Source organism: Burkholderiales bacterium, assembly GCA_036262035.1.
GTDB lineage: Bacteria > Pseudomonadota > Gammaproteobacteria > Burkholderiales > SG8-41 > JAQGMV01.
Genome location: DATAJS010000023.1, coordinates 183,410 through 206,203, shown reverse-complemented (window position 1 = coordinate 206,203; position 22,794 = coordinate 183,410). Strand labels below are relative to the sequence as shown.

General features: G+C 67.9%; 23 protein-coding genes. 12 read left to right on the top strand and 11 right to left on the bottom strand.

The window, feature by feature from the left end; translation table 11 throughout:
• Nucleotides 1–564: a carboxymuconolactone decarboxylase family protein gene (locus tag VHP37_24765; GenBank protein HEX2829581.1), complete on the top strand. Its 564-nt coding sequence runs from the start codon at nt 1–3 to the stop codon at nt 562–564.
• Nucleotides 565–570: 6 nt separating this feature from the next.
• Here VHP37_24765 and VHP37_24760 read toward each other — a convergent pair whose 3' ends face one another.
• Both VHP37_24760 and VHP37_24755 read right to left on the bottom strand, forming a co-directional pair.
• Nucleotides 571–867 (bottom strand): hypothetical protein, encoded by a 297-nt coding sequence (locus VHP37_24760; GenBank protein HEX2829580.1) that lies wholly within the window; start codon nt 865–867, stop codon nt 571–573.
• 19 nt (nt 868–886) lie between these two features.
• A complete protein-coding gene (locus tag VHP37_24755; GenBank protein ID HEX2829579.1) occupies nt 887–1,852 on the bottom strand; it encodes a hypothetical protein in 966 nt (321 codons plus the stop codon).
• Nucleotides 1,853–1,997: 145 nt separating this feature from the next.
• Between VHP37_24755 and VHP37_24750 the strand changes: the two genes are divergently transcribed.
• The 3 genes from VHP37_24750 (at nt 1,998) to VHP37_24740 (ending at nt 5,954) form a co-directional block, all read left to right on the top strand.
• Nucleotides 1,998–2,636 carry a response regulator transcription factor gene (locus VHP37_24750; GenBank protein ID HEX2829578.1) on the top strand — a complete coding sequence of 213 codons (639 nt, stop codon included), beginning with the start codon at nt 1,998–2,000 and terminating at the stop codon, nt 2,634–2,636.
• A gap of 75 nt (nt 2,637–2,711) precedes the next feature.
• Nucleotides 2,712–2,999, top strand: coding sequence for a hypothetical protein (locus tag VHP37_24745; protein HEX2829577.1), 288 nt, complete (start codon nt 2,712–2,714; stop codon nt 2,997–2,999).
• Between the two features lie 165 nt (nt 3,000–3,164).
• Nucleotides 3,165–5,954: a cation-translocating P-type ATPase gene (locus tag VHP37_24740; GenBank protein HEX2829576.1), complete on the top strand. Its 2,790-nt coding sequence runs from the start codon at nt 3,165–3,167 to the stop codon at nt 5,952–5,954.
• Between the two features lie 4 nt (nt 5,955–5,958).
• Here VHP37_24740 and VHP37_24735 read toward each other — a convergent pair whose 3' ends face one another.
• Together VHP37_24735 and VHP37_24730 are read right to left on the bottom strand one after the other, a co-directional pair.
• Nucleotides 5,959–7,188 (bottom strand): MFS transporter, encoded by a 1,230-nt coding sequence (locus tag VHP37_24735; GenBank protein HEX2829575.1) that lies wholly within the window; start codon nt 7,186–7,188, stop codon nt 5,959–5,961.
• A 34-nt stretch (nt 7,189–7,222) separates the two neighbouring features.
• Nucleotides 7,223–8,236, bottom strand: a complete 1,014-nt coding sequence (locus tag VHP37_24730) for a GNAT family N-acetyltransferase (GenBank protein HEX2829574.1) — start codon at nt 8,234–8,236, stop codon at nt 7,223–7,225.
• 129 nt (nt 8,237–8,365) lie between these two features.
• On the opposite strand from VHP37_24730, the gene VHP37_24725 reads away from it, so the two are divergent.
• From VHP37_24725 to mltB, 6 genes are all read left to right on the top strand, one after another.
• Nucleotides 8,366–9,106, top strand: coding sequence for an HD domain-containing protein (locus VHP37_24725; protein ID HEX2829573.1), 741 nt, complete (start codon nt 8,366–8,368; stop codon nt 9,104–9,106).
• A gap of 200 nt (nt 9,107–9,306) precedes the next feature.
• Nucleotides 9,307–10,122, top strand: coding sequence for a hypothetical protein (locus VHP37_24720; protein ID HEX2829572.1), 816 nt, complete (start codon nt 9,307–9,309; stop codon nt 10,120–10,122).
• Nucleotides 10,123–10,191: 69 nt separating this feature from the next.
• On the top strand, nt 10,192–10,890 hold the full coding sequence (locus VHP37_24715) for a VTT domain-containing protein (protein ID HEX2829571.1): 699 nt from the start codon (nt 10,192–10,194) through the stop codon (nt 10,888–10,890).
• A 14-nt stretch (nt 10,891–10,904) separates the two neighbouring features.
• Nucleotides 10,905–11,480, top strand: a complete 576-nt coding sequence (locus VHP37_24710) for a hypothetical protein (protein ID HEX2829570.1) — start codon at nt 10,905–10,907, stop codon at nt 11,478–11,480.
• A 186-nt stretch (nt 11,481–11,666) separates the two neighbouring features.
• Nucleotides 11,667–12,947 carry an EAL domain-containing protein gene (locus tag VHP37_24705; protein ID HEX2829569.1) on the top strand — a complete coding sequence of 427 codons (1,281 nt, stop codon included), beginning with the start codon at nt 11,667–11,669 and terminating at the stop codon, nt 12,945–12,947.
• A 72-nt stretch (nt 12,948–13,019) separates the two neighbouring features.
• Complete coding sequence (mltB, locus tag VHP37_24700; GenBank protein ID HEX2829568.1) at nt 13,020–14,009, top strand: lytic murein transglycosylase B; 990 nt, start codon at nt 13,020–13,022, stop codon at nt 14,007–14,009.
• A 100-nt stretch (nt 14,010–14,109) separates the two neighbouring features.
• Here the strand turns inward: mltB and VHP37_24695 are convergent, their stop codons facing one another.
• Nucleotides 14,110–15,156, bottom strand: a complete 1,047-nt coding sequence (locus VHP37_24695) for an ABC transporter ATP-binding protein (GenBank protein ID HEX2829567.1) — start codon at nt 15,154–15,156, stop codon at nt 14,110–14,112.
• Between the two features lie 42 nt (nt 15,157–15,198).
• On the opposite strand from VHP37_24695, the gene VHP37_24690 reads away from it, so the two are divergent.
• Nucleotides 15,199–16,899 (top strand): iron ABC transporter permease, encoded by a 1,701-nt coding sequence (locus VHP37_24690; GenBank protein HEX2829566.1) that lies wholly within the window; start codon nt 15,199–15,201, stop codon nt 16,897–16,899.
• Between the two features lie 127 nt (nt 16,900–17,026).
• On the opposite strand, the gene VHP37_24685 is transcribed toward VHP37_24690, so the two are convergent.
• The 5 genes from VHP37_24685 to VHP37_24665 form a co-directional block, all read right to left on the bottom strand.
• Nucleotides 17,027–18,055, bottom strand: coding sequence for a Fe(3+) ABC transporter substrate-binding protein (locus VHP37_24685; GenBank protein HEX2829565.1), 1,029 nt, complete (start codon nt 18,053–18,055; stop codon nt 17,027–17,029).
• Nucleotides 18,056–18,193: 138 nt separating this feature from the next.
• Entirely contained in the window at nt 18,194–18,628 is a 435-nt protein-coding gene (locus VHP37_24680) for a C40 family peptidase (protein ID HEX2829564.1), read from the bottom strand.
• A 208-nt stretch (nt 18,629–18,836) separates the two neighbouring features.
• Nucleotides 18,837–19,619: an alpha/beta hydrolase gene (locus VHP37_24675; protein ID HEX2829563.1), complete on the bottom strand. Its 783-nt coding sequence runs from the start codon at nt 19,617–19,619 to the stop codon at nt 18,837–18,839.
• 50 nt (nt 19,620–19,669) lie between these two features.
• Complete coding sequence (locus VHP37_24670; protein ID HEX2829562.1) at nt 19,670–20,134, bottom strand: hypothetical protein; 465 nt, start codon at nt 20,132–20,134, stop codon at nt 19,670–19,672.
• Complete coding sequence (locus VHP37_24665) at nt 20,124–21,164, bottom strand: DUF72 domain-containing protein (GenBank protein ID HEX2829561.1); 1,041 nt, start codon at nt 21,162–21,164, stop codon at nt 20,124–20,126. The genes VHP37_24670 and VHP37_24665 overlap by 11 nt, the downstream gene beginning before the upstream one ends.
• A gap of 68 nt (nt 21,165–21,232) precedes the next feature.
• Between VHP37_24665 and VHP37_24660 the strand changes: the two genes are divergently transcribed.
• Entirely contained in the window at nt 21,233–21,835 is a 603-nt protein-coding gene (locus tag VHP37_24660; GenBank protein HEX2829560.1) for an isochorismatase family cysteine hydrolase, read from the top strand.
• Nucleotides 21,836–21,965: 130 nt separating this feature from the next.
• Here the strand turns inward: VHP37_24660 and VHP37_24655 are convergent, their stop codons facing one another.
• Entirely contained in the window at nt 21,966–22,703 is a 738-nt protein-coding gene (locus VHP37_24655) for a pseudouridine synthase (protein ID HEX2829559.1), read from the bottom strand.
• Nucleotides 22,704–22,794: the final 91 nt, after the last annotated feature.

Below are 22,794 nucleotides of genomic sequence, written 5' to 3'. Positions count from 1 at the left end.
ATGACACCACGGCTGCCTCTGGTGCCGGTGGAAGAAGCGCGCCGGCTCGGCGCGGAGATGGGACTCGGCGAAGCGCAGGCGAGCCGCAGCGCTTTCCGCATGCTCGCGCACCATCCGGATCTCGTGCGGCAGGTCTATGGGTTGTTGCGCATGCTCCAGACGCGCAACAAGCTGCCGTCGCGCCTGCGCGAGCTGATGATCATGCGCATCGGCTGGACCACCGACGCCGCCTACGAGTGGTTCCAGCACTACCGCATCGCGACCCAAGAGGTCGGACTGACCGACGAGGAGATCGTCGCGGTCCGCGACTGGAAAAAGTCCGGCCTCTTCTCCGCAGCCGACCGTGCTGTGCTCGCCGCGGTCGACGACACCCGCGAGCGCGGCGAGATTTCGGAAGCGGTGTGGGCGGATTGCGAGCGGCTCTTCCCCGAGCCGGCGCTGCTCGTCGAGATGGCGGTGATGATCGGCAACTGGACGCTGTTCTCGCAGATCATCAAGACGCTGCGCATCCCGGTCGAAGGGGGTGACGCGTGGCCGCCGGACGGGCAGGCGCCGCGGGTGTAGAGGGGTTTACGCGCGCGCGGTCCTCAGGCCGGCGATGACGTCCTGGATCTCCGCGACGAAGGGCTCGAACGCGCCGGTCCTCGCCGCAGCGACCACTTTCTCCAGCTCGCCGGCCGCCGCGGCGGCGATCTGCGTGGTCTGCCGGAGCTGCGCCTGATTCAAATCCTGCAAGTGCCCGTTCAGCAGGTCGATCGCCTCGCCGATCGCGGCTTCTTCGGCGGGGTCGGTGGTGCTCGTGCGGCGCCGCGTGAGGATGGCGAGCGCGTTGACGATCTGTCCGCGGGTCGTAGTGTTCAAAGCCATGAATCGCTCCCCCGGTTGATCACTGCAGGCCGCTTCTCAGGATGGAGAACACGCGCCGCGCGTTCTCGGCGTCCGCGCGCAGCTGGGAGGTCTGGCGCACCAGCGTGGCGACCGACACCTGGTTCGCGGGGACGCTCGCGGCCTGGACCGTGAGATCCCACGCCGCCTGGAGCTTGCGCAAAAGCACGACGTAGTTGGCGACGGCGACGCGATAGGCTTCGACACGCGCCACGTCGCCGGCGGCGACCGTGGGATCGGCGTCGGCTTTCGAGACCAGCTTCACCGTCGTCTGCTCGACCAGCGTCCTGAACATCGCGGGCGCCGCGGTCTCGAGCGCGCCGATGAGCCGCGTCACGACCGGAGCGCCCTGCAGCACCAGCCGCCGCGCTTCCTGCGCGCTCGACTGGCGTGCGGCGCTTTCGAGGATGGGATGGAGCGCGCCCAGCACCGGCGCCAGCGCCGGGGTCGCGACGCCCGCCAGCGCGAAGAGGCCGCCGACTTCCCTGGAGAGCGCTTCGATCTCGGCGATCTCGCCTTCGACGTTGCGTCCTTCGGCGAGCGTCGACAGGAGATCGGCGTAGCGCTCGATCACCGACAGCGAGCCGCGCATCATGCGCGTGGCGGGCGGATCGGCGAGCTCGGAATAGTATGCGGCGTCGTTCAGGCAGAAGCCGAGGATCACGCCCTGTTTGGGATCGGACGCTTCCAGCCACGGGAAATCGTCGCGCGGGCACTTGTCGGCGCCCTGCTGGCTCTTGCCCTGCGCGCGCCGCACCGCGATCTCGCGGCCTTGCCTGCGCTCGGCGATCGCAAGATCGTCGAGCAGCGGCTGGCCGAGCGTGTTTACGCTGGCAAACGCCTGGGAAAAGTACTTGATCTGGTCGACGGGCGCGGTCGCGCACGCCGGAAGGAGCAGTGCGACGGCGGGGGCGATGACAGCGGCGTAATTCATGCGGCGGCGCGCCGCTGGCGATACGCTGTTCATCGATCCTCCTTCCGGCGTTCGGCGCTGTTTCGAGCTTTTTTCTCCGGCTCAACTTATCACGAACTCCCCACAGACGCTCGCCGGCCGCGTTCATAGAATCAATGCAGGATCGACCGGCCCCACGCCGGTCCAGGCAGCTATAGACATGATGAAAAAGCAAGTAGTTATCGGCGACAGTTACGCGCTCGCGCGCGACGCGATCAAGGCGTTGCTCGCGACGGCAGGCGATTTCGTGGTGGTGGGTGAGGCCTATGACGGGCGCGAAGCGGTTCGGATCGCGGCCGAGGCGCAGCCGGACCTCGTGCTCGTTCAGGCGTCGATGCCCGGCATGCGCAATTATGCCGCCGTGCGCGCGATGCGCGGCGCGGGCGTGCACGGGGTCATCGTCGTCATCGCCAGGCATTCGACGAGCGAGGACGAAACGCTCGCGCACGAGGCGGGCGCGGACGGTTATATCCCGCGCGAAGTGGGCGGTGCGCAGTTCCTCGAGACGGTGCGCTCGCTGTGCGCCGACGAGCGCCCGCCCGTGCGCATCGAGAAGCCGGGCGATGCAGATCTCGAAGTCGACGGCATCCAGTCCTTCGAGCGCCTGTCGGCGCGCGAGCGCGAGACGCTGCGCCTCGTGGTGCAGGGCTGGTCGAGCGCCGCCATCGCGCGCGAGCTCAACCTCTCGCCGAAATCGGTCGACACCTACCGCAGCCGCATCATGGCGAAGCTCGGCGTCTCGGGAGTGCCCGCGCTCGTCAAGCTCGCGCTCCAGCACGGCGTGACCACGTTCAACTGACCTCGCCGCGTCGCGAGTAAAGTTCGTCCGGCCGCGGCCGTTACCCCGCAAAACAGCTATAAGAAGGGGACGGCCATGCTCTCGCAGCAAGCGCAGGCGCTCACGACGCTGGTACTCGCGCGTCATATCCTCATCGCACAGGTCTTCGAGGCCGGCGCGGAGGCCGAATATCTCACCGCGCTCCACCAGCCGCCGTTCGACCGCCACAGGCCGAGCAGCGAGGATGAGCAAGCCATCCACCGCCGATTTCAGGAGCTGGCGGCCGAGCTGGCGCTCTTCCCCGCGCTCCTTGCCGACCTCGAGCGGCGGATCGATGAGGCATGGGAGTGTCTGCGCGGCGTCATGCCGCCGACGCTGACCTGAGGCTTGCACCGGCACCATCGCGAGATCTTCGGCGATGAGCCCGCCGAACGCGGCGGCGACCGCCGCGATCAGCGAAACCGAATGCGGCATCCGGATCCCTCGTGAAAAAGCGCGGGGATAGGCGATCATCGGGCCTGGAGCGAGCCCCGACCGTCGCCTATCGTGATGCGCCAGCCGATCGAACACCCCTGGAGCCTGGAGTCCTCCGAAATTGCGCGCCGCCTCGGCGCAGATCTCGAAAACGGATTGAGCGGCGCGGAGGCCGCGCGCCGTCTCGCCGCGCACGGCCGCAACGAGCTGCGCGCGGCGCCGCCGTTGCCTCTATGGCGCAAGGTGCTCGCGCAGTTTCGCGACCCGCTGGTCTATCTGCTGCTCGGCGCGATCGCGATCTCGCTCGCCGCCTGGCTGATCGAGGGCCGGCACGGCGTGCCGATCGACGCGATCGTCATCGCGATCATCGTCCTCGCGAACGCGCTCATCGGCTACGCACAGGCCGCGAAAGCCGAAAGCGCCGTGGCGGCGCTCGCGCGCATGACCGCGGTCACGTCGGCGGTGCTGCGCGACGGAATCGTGCAGCGCGTCCCCAGCGCGGAGCTGGTGATCGGCGACGTGCTGCTGCTGGGCGAGGGTGATGCGGTCGGCGCCGACGCGCGGCTCGCGCGCGCCGCGGCGCTGCGCGTGCAGGAAGCTTCGCTCACCGGAGAGAGCGAGGCGGTGCTGAAGGATCCCGCGCCGCTGTCCGGGCCTCTGGCGGTCGGCGACCGCGCCAACATGGTGTTCAAGGGCACCGCGGTCGCGCAGGGCACGGGCGCCGCCGTGGTCACCGCGACCGGCATGGACAGCGAGACCGGTGCGATCGCCGGCATGCTCGAAGCGACGCGCGAAGAACCGACGCCGCTCCAGAAAGAGGTGGCGCGCGTCGGGCGCATGCTCGGCGTCGCGGTGATCGTCATCGCGTGCATCGTGGTGGCGACCGTGTTCGCGATCTCGGACGTGCGCACTCCGGGCGATGCGATCGGCGTGCTGCTCCTCGGGGTGTCGCTCGCGGTCGCGGCGGTGCCCGAGGGACTGCCGGCGATCCTCTCGGTGGTGCTCGCGCTCGGCGTGCAGCGCATGGCCAAACGCAACGCGATCGTGAAACGGCTCGCGTCGGTCGAGACGCTGGGCTCGGCTTCGGTGATCTGCACCGACAAGACCGGCACGCTGACCAGAGCCGAGATGACGATACAGCGCGTCGTCACCGCGTCGGGCGGAACCCGCGTCACCGGGATCGGCTACGCGCCGATCGGGACGGTGGAAGACGACGCGGGGGTGCTCGAAGAAGGGCCGCTGCGCGCCGAGCAGATCGTCGCGTTGAGCGGCGGCAGCCTCGCGGGCAATGCGCAGTTGCGCGAAGCGGCGGCCGGCACGTGGGAGATCCAGGGCGATCCGACCGAAGCGGCGTTCCTCGTCGCCGAGCGCAAGCTCGGCGCGACCGAGCGCCGCGTGCAGCGTTTCGAGCGCGTGCGCGAGATTCCTTTCACGTCCGAGCGCAAGATGATGTCGGCGATCGTCGCCGACGGCGAGCGCGGCGGCGAGCACCTGCTCGTTGCCAAAGGCGCGCCCGACGTGCTGCTCGCGCGCTGCACCCGGGTGCGCGTCGGCATGGACGTGCTCGACCTCGACGACGCAAGGCGCCGGCGCATCGCCGCGAGCGTCGATGCGTTGAGCGACGAAGCGCTGCGCACGCTCGCCGTCGCGTATCGGCGGCTCCCGGCGAACGAGGAGCGCGGCCCCGACGAGGCGCTGGAGCGCGAGCTGGTCTTCGTCGGCACCGTCGGCATCATCGATCCGCCGCGCGAGGAGGCGGCGGTCGCGATCCGCGACGCGCACCGCGCCGGCATCCGCGTGATCATGATCACCGGCGACCACCCGCGCACCGCGCAGCGCATCGCGCGCGATCTGGGCATCGGCGGGAAAGAGGGCGCGGTGCTCACGGGCCTGGCGATCGACGCGCTCGACGGCGCCGGTCTCGCGCAAGCGGTGCGCGACACTTCGATCTACGCACGCGTTTCGGCGCGGCACAAGCTGCGCATCGTCGACGCGCTCCAGGCCGACGGCCACGTCGTCGCGATGACCGGGGACGGCGTGAACGACGCCCCGGCGCTCAAATCCGCGGACATCGGCGTGGCGATGGGCGTGACCGGGACCGAAGTGACGAAGCAGGCCGCTCACATGATCCTCGCCGACGACAACTTCGCGACCATCGTCGCGGCGGTGCGCGAAGGCCGCGGCATCTTCGACAACATCCGCAAGTTCCTGCGCTATCTGCTCTCGTCGAACATGGGCGAGGTCCTGACGGTGTTCTTCGGGGTTGTGCTCGCCGGCGCGCTCGGGCTGGGCGCGGGCGTTCAGAGTGAGGCGGTCGTGCTGCCGCTCCTCGCGACGCAGATCCTGTGGATCAACCTCATCACCGATTCGGCGCCGGCGCTCGCGATGGGCGTGGACCCGCCGACCGGCGACCCGATGGCGCGCAAGCCGCGCGGACCCTTTGATCGCGTCATCGACGCGCGCATGTGGGCGGGCGTGCTGGAGATCGGGGGCGTCATGGCGGCGGTGACGCTGCTCACGATCGACCTGTACCTGCCGGGCGGGCTCATCGAAGGCACGCACGATCTTGCGAACGCGCGGACCGCGGGTTTCACGACGCTCGTCCTGGCGCAGCTCTTCAACTGCGTGAACGCGCGCTCCGACGTGTCGAGCGCGTTCGATCACCTCTTCGTCAACGCGTGGCTGTGGGCGGCCATCGCGCTGTCGCTCGTCCTTCAGGCGGCGGTGGTGAACGTCGGCTTCCTCAACGTCGCGTTCGGCACCGTGCCGCTCGAGGCGTCGCAATGGCTGGTCTGCGCCGCGATGGCGAGTATGGTGTTGTGGGCGAGCGAGCTTCGGAAGTGGCTCGTACGCCGCAGCCGCTGAAGGCTCAGCCGGGTTTCGGCGCGAGCACCACGTTGCGCAGCGCGCGCGCTCGCGACAGCGACAGCCACACGTACGCGAGCACGATCGCCGCGCCGCTCGCGAGCGCGAGGCGCGGCCCGATGAGCGCGCCCGTCGTATTCAGCAGGAAGCCGCTGAGGTACTGGAGGCTCCACACAAGCGTGAACACGCTCATCACCCGCCCGCGGTAATGGTCGTCGACGAGCGTCTGCAGGATCACCTGCACGCAGGTGATGAAGTAGGCGTGGCACAGGCCAGTGACGAAGATCGCGCAGAACGAGAGCCAGTACCAGTCGCTGAAGGCAAGGCCGAGGAGGGACGTGTTGTAAGCGGTGAGCGCGGCGATCATCATGGTTCTCGGCGAGCTCCTGGCCTGCACCCACGCGAAGGAGAGCAGCCCCACCAGCGCGCCGGCGCCCGCGGCGGAGACCAGGATGCCGAGGCCTCGCGAATCGACGTGCAGCACGGTCTTGGCGAACACCGGCAGCATGTGCAGATAGCCCATGGCGAGACTCGCGTTGAGCAGCGCGGCCGCGAGCGCTTTCGCGAAGACCTCGTTGTTGCGGATGTAGCGCACGCTGTCGGTGAAGTTGTTGAGGAGGCTGCCGTGAGAGGTCTGCTCGCGCGGCGGCGGCCGCAGGAGCAGCAGCACTCCGAGCATCGCGCTGACCGCTGCCGCCGACACGAGGAAAGTCGCGGGCGCTCCCGCTGCGGCGATGAGGAATCCCGCGATCGACGGCGCGATCGCGCGGCTGCTGCCGAACGCCATCGAGATCAGCGGCACCGCCGAGCGCAATAACGCGCGCGGCAGCAGGCGCGGGAAGAACGACGCGCGGGCGGGCTCGTCGATCGCGCCCGAGAGCCCGACGAGGAACGCGCCGAGGGCGAGGTGCCAGAGCTGCGCGACGCCGAGCAGGGTCACGCCGCCGACCATGATCATCGCGATGGCGGAATTGACCTGTGCGGTGCCGATGAGCTTGCGCGCGTCGATGCGGTCGGCGAGCACGCCGCCGAGCAGCGTCAGGGTGAACTGAGGCAGGAAGCCGCAGAGATGGACCAGCCCGAGCTGCGCCTGCGAGCCGGTGATCTCGAACGCGAGCCAGCCCAGCGTGAAGCCGAACATGTGCTGGCCGACGACCTGCGAGACCAGCGCGAGCCAGTAGAACCGGAAGTCGCGCGCCTTGAGCGCCAGCAGGGGATGGGCTTTCTCTTCCACGGCGTTGTGGTTGTCGTTGTGTGTTGCGCCAAGCTTACCGTGCGAGTATCGCCCAGCGTTCGTGGTCATACCAGCGGCCTGCGATCTTCAGATAGCGCGGCGAGTAGCCTTCCTTCGAGAACCCGCATGCGCGTACCAGCGCGAGCGAGGCCGCGTTGTCCGGCTGTACGTTGGCTTCGAGCCGATGGAGCTTGAGCTCGCGGAAGGCGTAGCGTGTCGCCGCCCTCACGGCTTCGCGCATCAGGCCCTGGCGATCGAGGCCGCTGAACGCGTAGTAACCGAGATAGGCGCTGCAAAAGCGGCCGTAGACGATCTCGGAGATGTTGATCACGCCGGCGAGCCGGCCGTCGCCTGTGCATGCGAGCAGGGCGCGATACGTCGGCTGCATCGCACGCCCGACGAACGCGCGAAATTCGTCGCGTGTCGCGGGCGGCGCGACCCGGCGCGCGTGCAGCGCGCGACTGCGCCGGACCGCTTCGAGAAATGCATCTTCGTCCTCGAGGCAGGGCAGACGCAGGTGTATGCGGGTTAAATCGCTCCTGCGCGTCGGGTCGCTGCGCGGGTCCTGCCTAGTGACGAGCAGCCGACACAGTTTCGCGTAGCTGTCTTCGGGCGATCTATTCGCCGTGTCGACGACGATACGGCCGGCGTCCCACGGCGCATAGTCACGCCGCACGACGTCGTCCCAGACGAGCTTGGGCCCAGCCCGAGTTTCGAGGCGGCGGCGATGCTCTTCGACGTCCGAACAGGTCACTTCGATATCGATGTAAGGGACGCTGCCTTCCGCGGCGACGGCATGCCAGGCTTCGCGCGTGACGGGCAGGGGATTCACGCAATCGGCGATCACTGCGTGGCCGAGCGCGAGATTGTCGGCGGCGACGCGGCGGGCGATCGCGTATCCGTGCGGCCCGCATGGCGCGCCGGTCCCGTCGGCAAGCGCCTCTTCGATCGTGTCGATGCGCAGGTAGAGAGCGCGGCGGTCGCGTGCGAGCGCGCGGGCGAGGGTGGATTTACCGGTTCCAGGCAGTCCTGTGAAAACGTAGAGCACGGCGCCCTCCCTTGAGGAGTCCCGGGAGGTTACCGCGGAGGGCTGCTCGTCCCGCCAGCCGGTCGCTTTTGCGCATTGCGGCAACCAATGCGGTTGACATGCCGCATGCCGGAGGCGAAGAATCGTGCGATGGATACCCTTGCCAAAGCCGAAGCCGCGGACCTCGCAGCAGCGCGCGAGATGGACCGCTATGTGATCGTCAAGTCCACGATCTATACGTCGGGCGAGCGCGATCCCCGCCAGCCGCCGGAGCATCCCGACTCGCGCGGCAAGCTCCACCTGATGAAGCACGACCCGCGGCTGCCGCGCATGCCCGACCAGCCGACGCTCTTCGATTTCTTCCGCCTGCGCTTCGGCCCGGCGACGCACCTGCTGCAGAGCGCGCGCCTCGCGCAGAAGAACGGCGTGGACGAAAAGCTGGTGCTCGCGTGCCTCATCCACGATATCGGCAACATCGGCTTCATCCGCGCCGATCACGGCTACTGGGCCGCGCAGCTCATCGAGCCGTACGTCGACGAGGAAGTCGCGTTCGCGGTGCGCTATCACCAGGTGCTGCGCTTCTATGCGGACGAATCGGTGGGCTACACCTATCCGCAGTCGTATGTGCGCCTGTTCGGCGCCGATTTCAAACCCGAGCCGTACGTCGAGCGCGAATACCAGTACGCGCGCAACCACAAGTACTACATGTCGGCGCGGCTGCTCACGGTGAACGACCTCTACGCCTTCGACCCCGATCTCGACGTCGACCTCGAAGAGTTCACCGACATCGTCGGCCGCCATTTCCGCCAGCCGAAAGAAGGCCTGGGCTTCGACCACGGTCCCGCCGCCCACATGTGGCGCACGATCAACTGGCCCACGCGCTACCTCTAGCCTTCGCAGGATCCCTGAAGTCTTCCGCCTGTCAGGTAATGCCTGACAGGTTCCCGTCTTGCACCGAGCCGACGCTGTAAGGATTGTGGCGCCGTCCCGGTCTGAGCTTCGAGCACCCGTCCGCGCCCGCGGCTAAGCCGCGGCTGTGGCGGCATAACGACAGACAGCTTTAGCGGCGCCGAGGAGCGCTGCCGAGCACCATGATCACGATCAAGGGCCGTTTCGCGACGTACGGCGAAGTCTGGTTCGACGAAGACCCACCGGCCGCCCCCGCGGTCGACGTCCTGACTTTCCGGGGGCGCTGCGCGCCGCTCGGCGACGAGGCGTGGTCGCCGTTCTCGAGCCTCGTTCACGACCTCACCGTCGATCCCGAGAAACTGTTCGCCACCTTCGACAGCACCGCGCGCTACGAAGTGAGGCGCGCGCAGTCGCGCGATCGCCTCAGCACCGAGTTCTTCACCGATCCGGGCGCCGCGCTCGACGGGTTCTGCGCGTTCTACGACGTGTTCGCCAGGCACAAAGGCCTGCCTCCGTCCTATCGCCGCGCGCTGCGCGCGACCTGCGACGCCGGTCGACTCGTCCTCACGAGCGCATCCCGCGATGGCTCGCCGCTGGTATGGCACGCCTACGTGACCGACGGCAGGACCGCCGCGCTGCTGCATTCGGCGTCGCATTTTCGGGCGGCGAGCGCGGCCAATCGCGCGCTGCTCGGCCGGGCCAACCGCTGGCTGCACTGGCGCGACATGCTCGGTTTCAAGGACATGGGCGTGGCGACCTACGACTGGGGCGGCCTCTTCGACGACGAGAGCGTCCCGGAGCAGGCGAGCGTCAACCGCTTCAAGCGCCGCTTCGGCGGGCGGCCGCATCGCGCTTACACCGCTGTCGCGATGCTGACCGTGAAAGGCCGCGCGTATCGCGCGGTCCGGAGCATGGTCGAGTGCGTCTCGAACGCCCGGCGCGTCGTGCGCAACGCGTGCGCGAACGGAGCGCGTAGCGCGCTGCGGCTCACGTCCTGAGGCTCCGAGGGGTCGAAAGGCGGCACGACCCTTGCGTCAGGTCGGGCCATCATTATCCGACTCTCGCCAGTGACGCCCCCGCAACCCTCGCGCCGCCTCCGCCCCGCATGGGGCAAGATCATCGCGCTCGGGGTGGTCCTCTTCGGGTTCTTCCTGGCGTGGCGCTATACGCCGCTCGCCGACGCGATCACGCCCGATCACGTGATGGACTGGGCGCGCAGGTTCAGGCGTAACGACTGGGCGCCGCTCCTCGTCATTGCGGTCTACACGCCGGCTGCGTTTCTCATGTTCCCGCGGCCGCTCATCACGCTCTTCGCGGTGCTTGCGTTCGGCCCGTGGCGCGGCTGCGTGATCGCGCTCACCGGTATCATCGGCTCGGCGCTCGCCACGTACTTCGTCGGGCGCGCGCTGCCGGACAGGACCCTGCACCGCATCGCCGGACGCAACCTCGATCGCACGACCAACGCGGTGCGCCGCCGCGGCCTGGCGTCGGTGTTCGCAGTTTCGATCGCGCCCGTCGCGCCGTTTCCCGTCGTCGGCATGGTCGCGGGCGCGGCGCGCATCGAGCTCTGGCACTACGTCGTCGGCACGACGCTCGGCATGCTGCCGGGAACGCTGGCGACGACGGTGTTCGCCAACGAGATCGAAGCCGCGCTCGAAGACCCGGGCCGCATCAACTACTGGGTGGTCGCTGCGGTCGTCCTCCTGTTCGCGGCGCTGGTGGTCGGCGTGCGGCGCTGGATGCTCAAGGTCTCTCACGAGGCGTGAAGCCGCGAGCGGCCGTGGCCTGCGCGATAATGGCTGCGACGATGCGGCCGAATCCCACCATCCTCGTGTTTGCAGCGATGCTCGCATTCGCGGCGTGTGCGCATGCGGACGAGGTGCCGATCGCGGCGCAGCCGCTGGTGTACGAGCGCGACGGCGCGGTGCAGGGTTGCGGCGCGCGGCTGACCGGCGGCGAGGCGGTGCAGGCGGGATCGTCGGCGTGGTTCGACGTCTCGTTCAACGTCTTTCGCGACGGTGTCGCGCTGGCGCAGTCGTATGCGTACGAGCTCAGGCCCTCGTACTACGACGGAGAGGCCCGTCCGGCGCGCGTGCCGGTGCAAAGCGCGTGGTTGAAGGCGCCGCAGCGCTCGACTCGGCTCGGCGAGAACCGCCAGCGCAGCGATACGCTCGTCTACCGGCTCGTTCTCGACGATGCGGTCGCGCTCTTCGAAGCGCTCGCTGCGGGCGACACCGTCACGATCGGCATCAAGCGCTGGGACCGGCGCACCGCGTCGATCTACGCCGGCAAGCCCGAATTGAGCGACCAGGGACGCCAGCAGATCGCCGACTGCCTCGCGCGCCTGACGCAATAGACGTCCGTGAAATGCCCGTTTCTCACTCGGGCTGTGATAGATTCACCAGCAGCGCTGAAGCGAGGCGGGAGACAATGTCGGCATTCCTGGACATGCTGGTGTTGCTGGCGGTGATGGCGGTGCTCGTCGCACAGACCTTCTTTCCGCCGCGTTAGCGGACACCAGCCAACGAGAACGTAAAAAATCATGTCCGCTGCGCCCGGCGAGATATTGATGTTGAACTTCCTGGTCGAGGACAAGACGCCGAAATCGGTGTCTCCCGACCAGATCCTTCCGCGCGCGCTGCGGGCGCTGCGCATCCATCTCGGCATGGACATCGCCTTCATCGCTCAATTCCGCGGCGGCCGCCGCGTTTTCCGCTACGTGGACTGCGCCCAGCCGAACGACGCGATACAGGTCGGCGCCAGCGACGCGATGGACGATTCCTACTGCAAGCACGTCCTCGAAGGCGCGCTGCCCGAGCTCATCCCCGATACCAGCGAAATACCCGCCGCGCAGGAGCTCGCGATGACGCGGCTGGTGCCGGTCGGTGCGCACCTGTCGGTGCCGATCCGGCTGTACGACGGGACCGTCTTCGGTACGCTGGGCTGCATCAGCACCGAGGCCGACCGCTCGCTGGGTGCGCGCGACCTGTCGATGATGCGCGTGTTCGCCGAGATGGCGGCCGAGCACATCGAGGCCGACCTGCAGGTCGAGGACGAGAAGCACGATCTCACGGTCAGCCTGAAAACGGTCCTGACGGGCGATCCCATCTCGATCGTCTACCAGCCGGTCTTCGACCTGAAGCAGGCGCAGGTCGTGGGCTTCGAATCGCTCGCGCGCTTCACCACGACGCCGGTGCGAGCGCCGAACGCGTGGTTCGCCGACGCCGCGCGCGTGGGTCTGGACGTCGCGCTCGAGCTCAAGGTGCTCGAGAGGGCGCTCGCGTGCTTCATGCACCTGCCGCCGGGCATCTACGTCGCGTTCAACGTCTCGCCGAACATCGTCATCAGCGGCCAGCTCGAGGTCGCGTTCCGCAACGCTCCGGTCAACCGCATCGTGCTCGAGGTGAACGAGCACGTGAGCATCCGCGAGTACGACGAGATCGCCAAGGCGATGGCGCCGCTGCGCGAGCGCGGGCTGCAGGTCTCGGTGGACGACACCGGCGCCGGCCTGTCGAGCTTCCGGCACATCGTGAGCCTCAGGCCCGACATCGTGAAGCTTCCCATGAGCCTCACGCGCAACATCGACAGCGACGGCGCGCGGCGCGCGCTCGCTTCGGCGCTGATGCAGTTCGCGAACGAGAACGCCGCGACGATCATCGCCGAAGGCGTGGAGACCGCGGCCGAGCTCAAGGCGTTGCGCGCGATCGGCGTCACGCGCGCGCAGGGCTATTTCCTGGGCCGTCCGGTGCCGCTCGCCAACGCGGCCGCGCTGTGCCGCCGCGGCGCGCGCGACACCGACGACGTCGAATCGACGAGCGCCTGACGGCGCGTTTCGTGCTTCGCACTCCGGGACGCTAAAATCCGCGTCGGATTCGACGTCACCCGTTCCCCCATCGTGCTCCTGCGCAACCCCTTGCGCGCCGCGGTCGCGGCGCTCGCCCTGTTCGTGTCGATCGCCTGTCCCGGCGCGGTGCCGGTATTGCGCGCCGACGTCGAGGCCTTCATCGAAGAGATGGCGGGCAAGCACGGCTTCGAGCCGGGGCCGCTGCGGCGGCTGTTCGGCACGGTGCAGCCCAGGCCTTCGATCATCCGCGCGATGTCAGCCCCGGGCACCGCGCGGCCCTGGTACGACTTCAGGCGGCGCCACGTCGATCCGGGCCGCATCGAAGGCGGGGTGCGGTTCTGGGCCGCGAACGCCGCGGTGCTCGAGCGGGCCGGCCGCGAGTTCGGCGTGCCGCCCGAGGTCATCGTCGCGACGATCGGCATCGAGACGCTGTACGGCCGCAACATGGGCGGCTTCCGGGTGATCGACGCGCTCTCGACGCTCGCTTTCGACTACCCGCCGCGTGCCGACTTCTTCCGGCGCGAGCTCGAGGAGTACCTGCTGCTCACGCGCGACTGGGACATCAGCACCGCCACGCGCGGCTCGTACGCCGGCGCGATCGGCATACCGCAGTTCATTCCCAGCAGCTATCGCAAGTACGCGATCGACTTCGACGGTGACGGCCGCCGCGACCTGGTCGCCAGCCCGGCGGACGCGATCGGCAGCGTCGCGAACTACTACCAGACCTACGGATGGAAAGCCGGCGCGCCGGTGGTCTCGCCGGCGAATACCGGCGAGCTCGACGTGGCGCCCTTCATCGCGCAGGGCATCAAGCCGCACACGCCGGTCGGCGAGCTCAAGGCGAAGGGTTTCACGGTGATGGAGCCTGTGGACGACGCGACGGTCGCGACGATCTTCCAGCTCGAGACCGAGAGCGGGCCGCGCGTCATGCTCGGCTTCAACAACTTCTACGTGATCACGCGCTACAACCGGTCGCAGAACTACGCGATGGCGGTGTACGAGCTCTCGCGAGAGATCCGTACTGCTTACGGCGCGCAGTAAGTCATCGCGACGCCGTAGGCGCCGTGGCGATCCCGTGGCGCACCGCACCGGCCGCACCGGGATTGCTTCGTCGCGGTCGCTCCTCGCAATGACGCGCTCGTTACGACCGGGGAAACGCGACGACGTGATCGACCTCGAGGCGTATCCCGATGGTCTCGCCCACGGCGTGGTTGTGGTGGCTGGGCACGAGCGAGAGCACGCGCCCGCCGCCGGGCAGCTGGAGCGTATAGAGGAACTCGGCGCCGCGAAACGCCTTGTGCAGCACGCGCGCCTGCATCGGGCTGGAATCGTCGTGCAGGATGTCGTCGGGGCGCAGCAGCACGTCGACCGCGGCGCCCTGAGCGACCGGATGCATCACGCGCCCGGGCAGCACGCCGAGCTCGACCTGCACCGTGCGGTCGCTCATCACCGTTCCGGGCAGGAAGACGCCTTGCCCGATGAAATCGGCGACGAAGCGCGTCGCGGGCTCGTGGTAGAGCCGGTACGGCGTGTCCCACTGGTCGATCGCGCCGTGCGACATGATGCCGATCTCGTCGGCGATGTTGAACGCTTCGTTCTGGTCGTGCGTGACGAGGATCGCGGTCGTCTTCTGCTGCTTGAGGATGTCGCGCACTTCGACGCTCAGGCGCTCGCGCAGCTCGACGTCGAGATTGGAGAAAGGCTCGTCGAGGAGGAGCAGCGCGGGGCGGGGCGCCAGCGCGCGGGCGAGGGCGACGCGCTGCTGCTGCCCGCCGGAAAGCTCGTGCGGATAGCGCGAGGCCACCTGGTCGAGCCGAACGATGTCGAGCAGCTCCGCGACGCGCGCATCGCGCGCCGCCGGCTGAGACGCGCGCAGCCCGAAGGCGATGTTGCGCTCGACCGTGAGATGCGGAAACAGCGCGTAGTCCTGGAACACCATCCCGATGCGCCGCCGCTCCGCCGGCACCGTGACTCCCGGGCGGCTCATCACTTCGCCGTGCAGCCCGATCTCGCCTTCGCGGACCGGCTCGAAACCGGCTATGCATCGCAGCACCGTCGTCTTGCCGCATCCGCTCGGACCGAGGAGGCAACCGATCGTGCCTTGCTCCAGGCTGAAAGACAGGTCGGACAGCACCGGCCTGCCGTCGTAGGCCTGGCTGACGCCATGTACTTCGAGTAACGCGCTCATCGCTCGATTATAGTTGTCGCCCATGCAAGCCATCCCTGCCCAATGAACGGTTCCGCCTCGTTCGGATACGCCCGCCGCATCGGCATCCCGCGGATCTCGAGTCTCGGCGTCGTCGCGATCTTCGTCGCATGCCTGCTCGCGCTGCCGGTGCTCGTCGTGCTCGGCAACGTCGCAGCACCGGTATCGGGCACGTGGTCGCACCTCGCCGACACCGTGCTGGCGGAGTACGTCTCCAACTCATTGCTGCTCATGGCGGGCGTCGCGTTCGGCGTGATGGTGGGCGGGATCTGCACCGCGTGGCTCACCGTCATGTGCCGCTTCCCGGGACGGCAGATCTTCGAGTGGGCGCTGCTCCTGCCGATGGCGGTGCCGGCGTACGTGATGGCGTACGCGTACACCGACTTCCTCCAGTTCTCGGGGCCGCTGCAGACGTGGCTGCGCGAGATGACCGGCTGGGGTCCGCGCGAATACTGGTTTCCCGACGTGCGCTCGCTCGGGGGCGCGGTCGTGATGCTCTCGCTCGTGCTCTATCCCTACGTCTACCTGCTCGCGCGCTCCGCGTTCCTCGAGCAGTCGGACAGCATGCTGGAAGTCGCGCGCGTCTGCGGTTACGGCGCATGGGGCACGTTCCTGCGCGTGGCGCTGCCGCTCGCCCGGCCGGCCATCGTCGCGGGCACCGCGCTCGCGCTCATGGAGACGCTCGCCGATTTCGGCACGGTGTCGTACTTCGGCGTGCAGACCTTCACCACGGGTATCTTCCGCGCGTGGTTCTCGATGGGCGACCCGGTCGCCGCGGCGCAGCTGTCGGCGGTGCTGCTCGGATTCGTCTTCCTCGTGCTGCTCGTCGAGCGTGTCACCCGCGCGCGAGCGGGCTTCCACGACACCTCGCATCGCAAACGGCTGCGCAACGTCTACCGTCTGCGGGGCTGGCGCGCCGCGGTCGCGGTGCTGTTCTGCGTGACGCCGCTGGTGCTCGGCTTCCTCCTGCCTTCGGGGATACTGCTGAAGCTCGCGCTCGCGCAGGGCGACGCGCAGTTCGGTGCACGCTATTTCCAGCTCACGTTCAACACCGTCACGCTGGCCGTGATCACCGCGACGCTCGCGGTCGTGCTCGCGCTGCTGGTCGGCTATGCGGCACGATCGAGCCGCAATCCCGCGGTCGCGCTCGCCAACCGGATCGCGGGCATGGGCTACGCGGTGCCCGGCGCGGTGATCGCGGTGGGCGTGCTGATCCCGGTGACGCGGCTCGATCATGTCCTGGCGGGCTGGATCAAGACGATGACCGGCGTGTCGCCGGGGCTGCTCCTCACCGGCAGCATCGCCGCGCTGGTCTACGCCTATCTCGTGCGGTTCTTCGCGGTATCGCTGCAGGCGGTCGAGGCGGGCCTCACCAAGGTCACGCCGAGCATGGACAGCGCCGCGCGCTCCCTCGGTTACGGTCCGGCGGCCACGCTCGCGCACGTTCACGCGCCGCTCCTATGGCGCAGCGCCCTGTCCGCAGCGCTGCTCGTGCTGGTGGACGTGATGAAAGAGCTGCCCGCGACCTTCGTCATGCGGCCCTTCAATTTCGACACCCTCGCGGTGCAGGCTTACAACCTCGCGTCCGACGAGCGCCTTGCCGAAGCCGCGACCCCGGCGCTCACCATCGTCGTCGTCGGACTGCTGCCGCTGATCGTGCTGTCGCGGATGATGCTGAGGAAGAGCGAAGCCAGCGAGGCAGTGACAGGCGTCAAAGCCGGATAGAGAGCCGCGCGATAGCGCGGCTTTGTGCTCATCGGTAAGCCACCCAAAGGAAGGGAGGTTCACGGAGGGGAACCTTGGTTCCCCTCCGTGTCGTTAACCGCCCAGTGACGTCAGCCGAAGGCTGAGGTCACTTATATCCGACGCGATCGAAGATCTTCTGCGCGAGCGCCTGGTTCTTGCCGAGCGAGGCGATGTTGATCGTGTCGAACTTCGGCGTGCCCAGCGAGGCGAGGGCGGCGTTGTCGGGCTTGGCGCCCTTCGCGACCGGCCACTCGTTGTTGCCGTTCGCGAAGTAGCTCTGCGCCGAATCGCTCGCGAGGTATTCGAGGTACTGCACCGCGGCCGCGCGGTTCGGCGCGTGCTTGAGCACGCCGGCCCCCGAGATGTTCATGTGCGTGCCGAAGCTCTTCTGGTTCGGCCACACCAGCGCCACCGCCTGGATCGCCTTCTTGTCCTCGGGCTTCTCGGACTTCATCAGGCGCACGAAATAGTAGCTGTTGCTGATCGCCACGCCGCACTCGCCCGAGGCGACTCCCATGATCTGGTCGGTATCGCCGCCCTTGGGCGCGCGCGCGAAGTTCGCGGCGACGCCTCGCGCCCAGTCCTCGGCTTTCTTCTCGCCCCAGTGCTCGATCAGCGCGCTCATGAGCGAGAGGTTGTAGACGTGGCTGCCCGAGCGCGTGCACACCTTGCCCTTCAACTTCGGGTTCGCGAGGTCCTCGTAGTTCTGGACGTCCGCTGCGTTGACCATCGACTTGTTGTAGACGATCACGCGCGCGCGGGCGGAAAAGCCGAACCACTGGTCGTTGGGCGCGCGCAGGTGATCGGGAAGGCGCGACTCCAGCGTCGCCGACTTCAGCGGCTGGAACAGACCGAGCTGCTCGGCGCGCCACAGCCGCCCTGCGTCGACCGTGACGAGCACGTCGGCGGGGCTCGCCGCGGCTTCGTTGCGAAGCCGCTCGATGAGGGGGTCTTCGCCCGCTTCGATGCGGTTGATCTTGATGCCGGCCTGCTTGGTGAAGTTGGCGTAGAGCGCGTCGTCGGTCTGGTAGTGGCGCGACGAGTAGAGATTGAGGACCTTGTCCTGCGCGTGAGCGCCGAGGCTGATGAGCGTGGCGGAGAGCGCGGCGAGGATCTTCTTTTGGGTCAGGGGCATGGCGGCTCCGTTATGTATGGCGGTGATTTCCGCCTGGAGCGCATCGTAACAAGAACGATTCTCAAATATCAAGGAGGATGAGAATCATTACTATTTATGATTCCAGCAATGCCGCCGGGACGGCCTGACGGGTTTTGGTTACTGCTCGAGCCGGCGGGCGCCGTTGAAGCGGGCCGCCCAGTAGCGGTCGGCCATGTTGACGAGCTCGACCGCGCCGCCGCTGGCGGGCGCGTGGATGAAGCGCCCGTCGCCGACGTAGATGCCGACGTGCGAGAACGGACGCCGCATGGTGTTGAAGAACACGAGATCGCCGGGCTGGAGGTCGTCGGTGCTCACGCTTGCGCCGTGACGGCTGATCGAGCGCGCGTCGCGCGGCAGGACGAGGCCGAACGCCTCGCCGACGACGTAGCGCACGAGCCCGCTGCAATCGAAGCCGGTCTCGGGCGAGTTGCCGCCGTACTTGTAGCGTATGCCCAGATAGCCGAGCGCCTGCATCACCAGCTCACGCGTGAGGGTGAGGTGGCGATCGGCGGCCTGGAGGATGGCGGTGCCGCGGTCGGTCTTCAGCGCCACATTGTCATTGGCATGCGCGGAAGACAGCGAACCGACTGCGAGCGCAAACGCTAGTATCGTTTTTTTCACGGCGCGCACTATAGATGACGTCGTAGGTCCTTGTAAAGATAGGAGTTTGTCCTACAACGCGACTGGAAAACCACCGCATTATGACAAGAACATGGACGCGAAGGAAGCAGGCAGGGACGCGAAGAAAAACGGCCTTGCTTTATTTCGTGATCCAGGCGGCGATGCGCGCGACGACATCGCGCTCGATGCCGTTGTAACCGTGATAGGCGAGCGCCTCGCACGGGTCGCCGTGATTCTCGCCGCCGCGGAAGGTGACGAGCTCTTTCTTCGGGACGGGCGCGAGCTTCCTCATGAGGAGAGGGACATCGCCGTAGAGACAGGAGCGGCAGCCGTCCTGCTCGTGATGGACGACGAGCACCGGAATCTTGAGGGTGTCGACGGCGATGTCGGGCACCGGCCTGCCGCGGCGGTCGACGAGGATGGTCGAAGTGAGCACGATGCCGTCGGGGCCGCCGCCGCTCGAGAGCGTCACCGCGACTGCGGCGGCGGACTGGGTGCCGCGGCTGGTGCCGACGAGCCACACCGGCACCTGGGTTTGCGCCTTGAGCCACGCGATCACCGCCTGCACGTCGGCGGCGTGCTCGGGCGTCTGCCGGAAGCCGTTGAGAAAAGGCTCGGACTGGCGGTCCGAAGGTGCATCGATGACGGCGACCGTCAGGCTTTGTGCGGCGAAGAGCTCGCGGCTGCGCACCAGGAAGTTGTTGCGCAAGGTCCGCGGCCGGCCGCTCGTGTCGAATTGAAGACCGCCGTGACCGCCGGCGAAGAGGATGACGGCGGCTTTCGCGTCGGTGGCGGGCAGGAAGAGAAAGCGCTGCGTGACGCCTGACCGCGTGGGGATGTCGACGACTCTTTCGGCGGCGTATACGTTGCACGAGAGCACGAGCAGCGCAACGCACGCCAGGCTACGCAGGATCCGGCGCATGCGGTCCTCCCCCAATGAGAGCGTCATTGTAGGAGACCGGACGACGCGCGCTACAACCTCACGGCGTCGAGCGCGGTATCGACCCGCGTCACGCGGTTCTGCGGCGTATCGGGCGGGAGCCCTGCGAAGTCGCCGCGCAGCGCCTTCAGCGCGTAGCGCTCCTCCTCGATCTCGCGTCGCGTGCGCACGCCGCGCCTTCTCAGGATGGCGAGCGGCGGGCACCAGCCGTGGATCGCGTGCTGGAGGAAGAAGCCGAGCACCGCCGTCGGCAGCAGCAGCCACTTGCGGCCGCCGACGAGCGACAGCGCGATGCCGGTCAGCGCGAACGAGGGAGCGAGCGTCTCGAGGTAACGCTCGACGTCCCGCTCGCGGTCGAGCGCCTGGAGGCGCGCCGCGATCGCCGCATCGTCGCGGCCGGCGAGGTCGAACAGCCGGTCGCGCATCGCGTCGTCCAGGTCGGCGAGAACGGCGGGATCGGTGTGCTCGCGGACACGGTCCTGTCGGTCAGCGTTCACGCGCGCGGCGCTCCTTCGCTGGCGGCGACGGCTTGGGAACGCGCGGCCCGAAGCGCCAGCGCGTGTCGACGCGCGGCAGTGCGTAGGGCAGCGCGTCGAGCGTCTCCGGCACGAACGCCTCGGGAGCGTCCGCCGCGACCGCCGCGTTCACCGCCACGTCCAGGCCGAGCTTGCGCATGAGGTTGTGGGCGTCGACGGGCGCACGCACTTTCACGTCGTTGTCGAAATAACAATAGATGTCGCGGGGCTTGCGCCCGGGTGCAGGCTTGTTGCAGATGCGCACGGGGTCTGCGGGCTCGCCGCCGTCGGCCCACGCACGGATGCGCGAGGCCCAGCGCTCCAGCGCTTCGTCGGTATAGCCGCTCACGTAGAGCTCCGCGTCGCCGTGCAGGCGCAGGTACATGAAGTCCGCGGTGACGTCTTCGTAATACGGCCATTTACCCGCGGTGTCGGCGACGACCAGCGCGATGTTGTGCCGGCGAAGCTGTGCGACGAAGCGTTCGTCGGCGAAGCTCTGGTGCCTGATCTCGACGCAGTGGCGCAGCGGCACGTTGTCGTGGATCGCGAGGCGGCATTTGCCTTTCATGCGCGCGTCGCGGCGGCGCGCGATGCACAGAGCGGTCTCGAGGTCGCGCGGCAGCATCTCGAAGAAATCTTCGAAGCGAGCCTCGTCGTAGCGGAACTGCGGCGGAAACTGCCAGAGGAAAGGGCCGATCTTCTCGCGCAGGTTGAAGATGCCCGAGGCGAAGAAGTTGGCGAGCGCGGTCTCGCAGTTCTTCAGGCGCAGCATGTGCGTGATGTAGCGCCCGCCCTTGATCGCGAAGACGAAGCCCGGCGGCGTCTCGCGATACCACAGGTCGTAGCTGTCGGGGTGCTGCAGCGAGTAGAACGAGCCGTTGATCTCGATCGTCGGGAAAGCGCGCGAGGCGTACTCGAGCTCGCGGCGCTGGGCGAGCTCGCGCGGGTAGAAGACGCCGCGCCACGGTTCGTAGCGCCAGCCCGAGATGCCGATGCGTATGTTCGCTGCCATCCTTCGTGGCTATGCAACCCGCGGACCGGCACGAATTGTGCAAAAACGGCGGACCGAGGAGAACACGAATGCCCGCGCGTAACCCGGATCTGCACGGCAACGTTCCCGACACGTCGCCGATCGTGCTGATCCTCATCGACTTCATCAACGATCTCGAGTTCGACACCGGCGCGGCGCTGCTGCGGCCGGCGGTGCGTGCCGCGCAGGCAGTGGCCGCGCTCAAAGCGAAAGCGCGGGCGCGCGACGTCGCAGTGATCTACGCCAACGACAACTTCGGACGCTGGCGCTCGGACTTTCGCGAGACCGTGAGGCACGTGCTCGAAGACGGCGTGCGGGGTCAGCCGCTCGCCGGGTTGCTGAAGCCGGATGCGGACGATTACTTCGTGCTCAAGACCAAGCACTCCGCTTTCTACGCCACGGCGCTCGAGCTGCTGCTGCAGTACCTGCAAGCGAAGCGTTTGATCCTGACCGGCATCGCCAGCGACATGTGCGTGCTGCTGAGCGCGGCGGACGCGTTCATGCGCGACTACGAGATCTACGTGCCCCGGGACTGCGTCGCGTCCGCATCCGCGGCGAACACGCGCAAGGCGCTGGACTACATGGCGCGGGTGTTCAAGGCCGACACGCGAGCGTCGGCGAAGCTCGACCTGAAAAAGCTGCGGAAGGCTTGACCGTCATTCCCGAGCCGCGACAGCGGAAGCGATCGGGAATCCATTTTGACGTTGTTCTGAAGTCAAAATGGATCCCCGCCTTCGCGGGGATGACGCTATGCGTCACCTTCGCGGGAATGACGTCTTCTTCCTAGAAACGCTCGTTGGGACGCAGGTACCGCCACTGACCGAGCGGCAGGTCGCCGAGCTTGACGTTGCCGATGCGCACGCGTTTGAGCCCCGTCACCGAGAGCCCCACGAGCTCGCACATGCGGCGGATCTGACGCTTCTTGCCTTCCTGCAGCACGAAGCGCAGCTGATCCTTGTTCTGCCACACCACCTTGGCGCGCTTGAGCGGCGAGCCGTCGAGCGACAGGCCGTGGTTGAGAAGCTCCAGCCCGCGGGCTCCAAGCTTGCCCTGCACGCGCACCAGATATTCCTTCTCGATCCCGCTGTCCTGTCCGATGAGCTGGCGCGCGATGCGGCCGTCCTGCGTGAGGACGAGCAGACCCGTCGAATCGATGTCGAGACGGCCGGCGGGGGCGAGGCCTTTGAGATGGGAACGCTCGAAGCGTCTGGCTTCGTCCTCGCTCCAGTGCGCTTCCGGCGCGATCAGCGTGATCGCCGGCTTGTATCCCGGCTCGGGCTGGCCGGACACATAGCCCACCGGTTTGTTGAGGAGGATCGTGACGCGCGCGGTCTGCTCGCTCGCAGCCGCGCGGGCGAGGGTGATGCGCTGGTGCGGATAGATCTTCGTTCCGAGCTCGGTCACCCGCTCGCCGTCGACGAACACGAGCCCGCGCTCGATGTAGCCGTCGGCCTCGCGCCGCGAGCACAGCCCTTGCGCGGCCATCAGCTTGGAGACGCGGACTTTTTCTTCTTCGCTCACGGTTTGCGTGCGTCACGGGATCGCCACGGCGCCTTCGGCGCCTCGCGATGACAGTCTACTTCGTCATTGCGAGGCGCGAAGCGACGAAGCA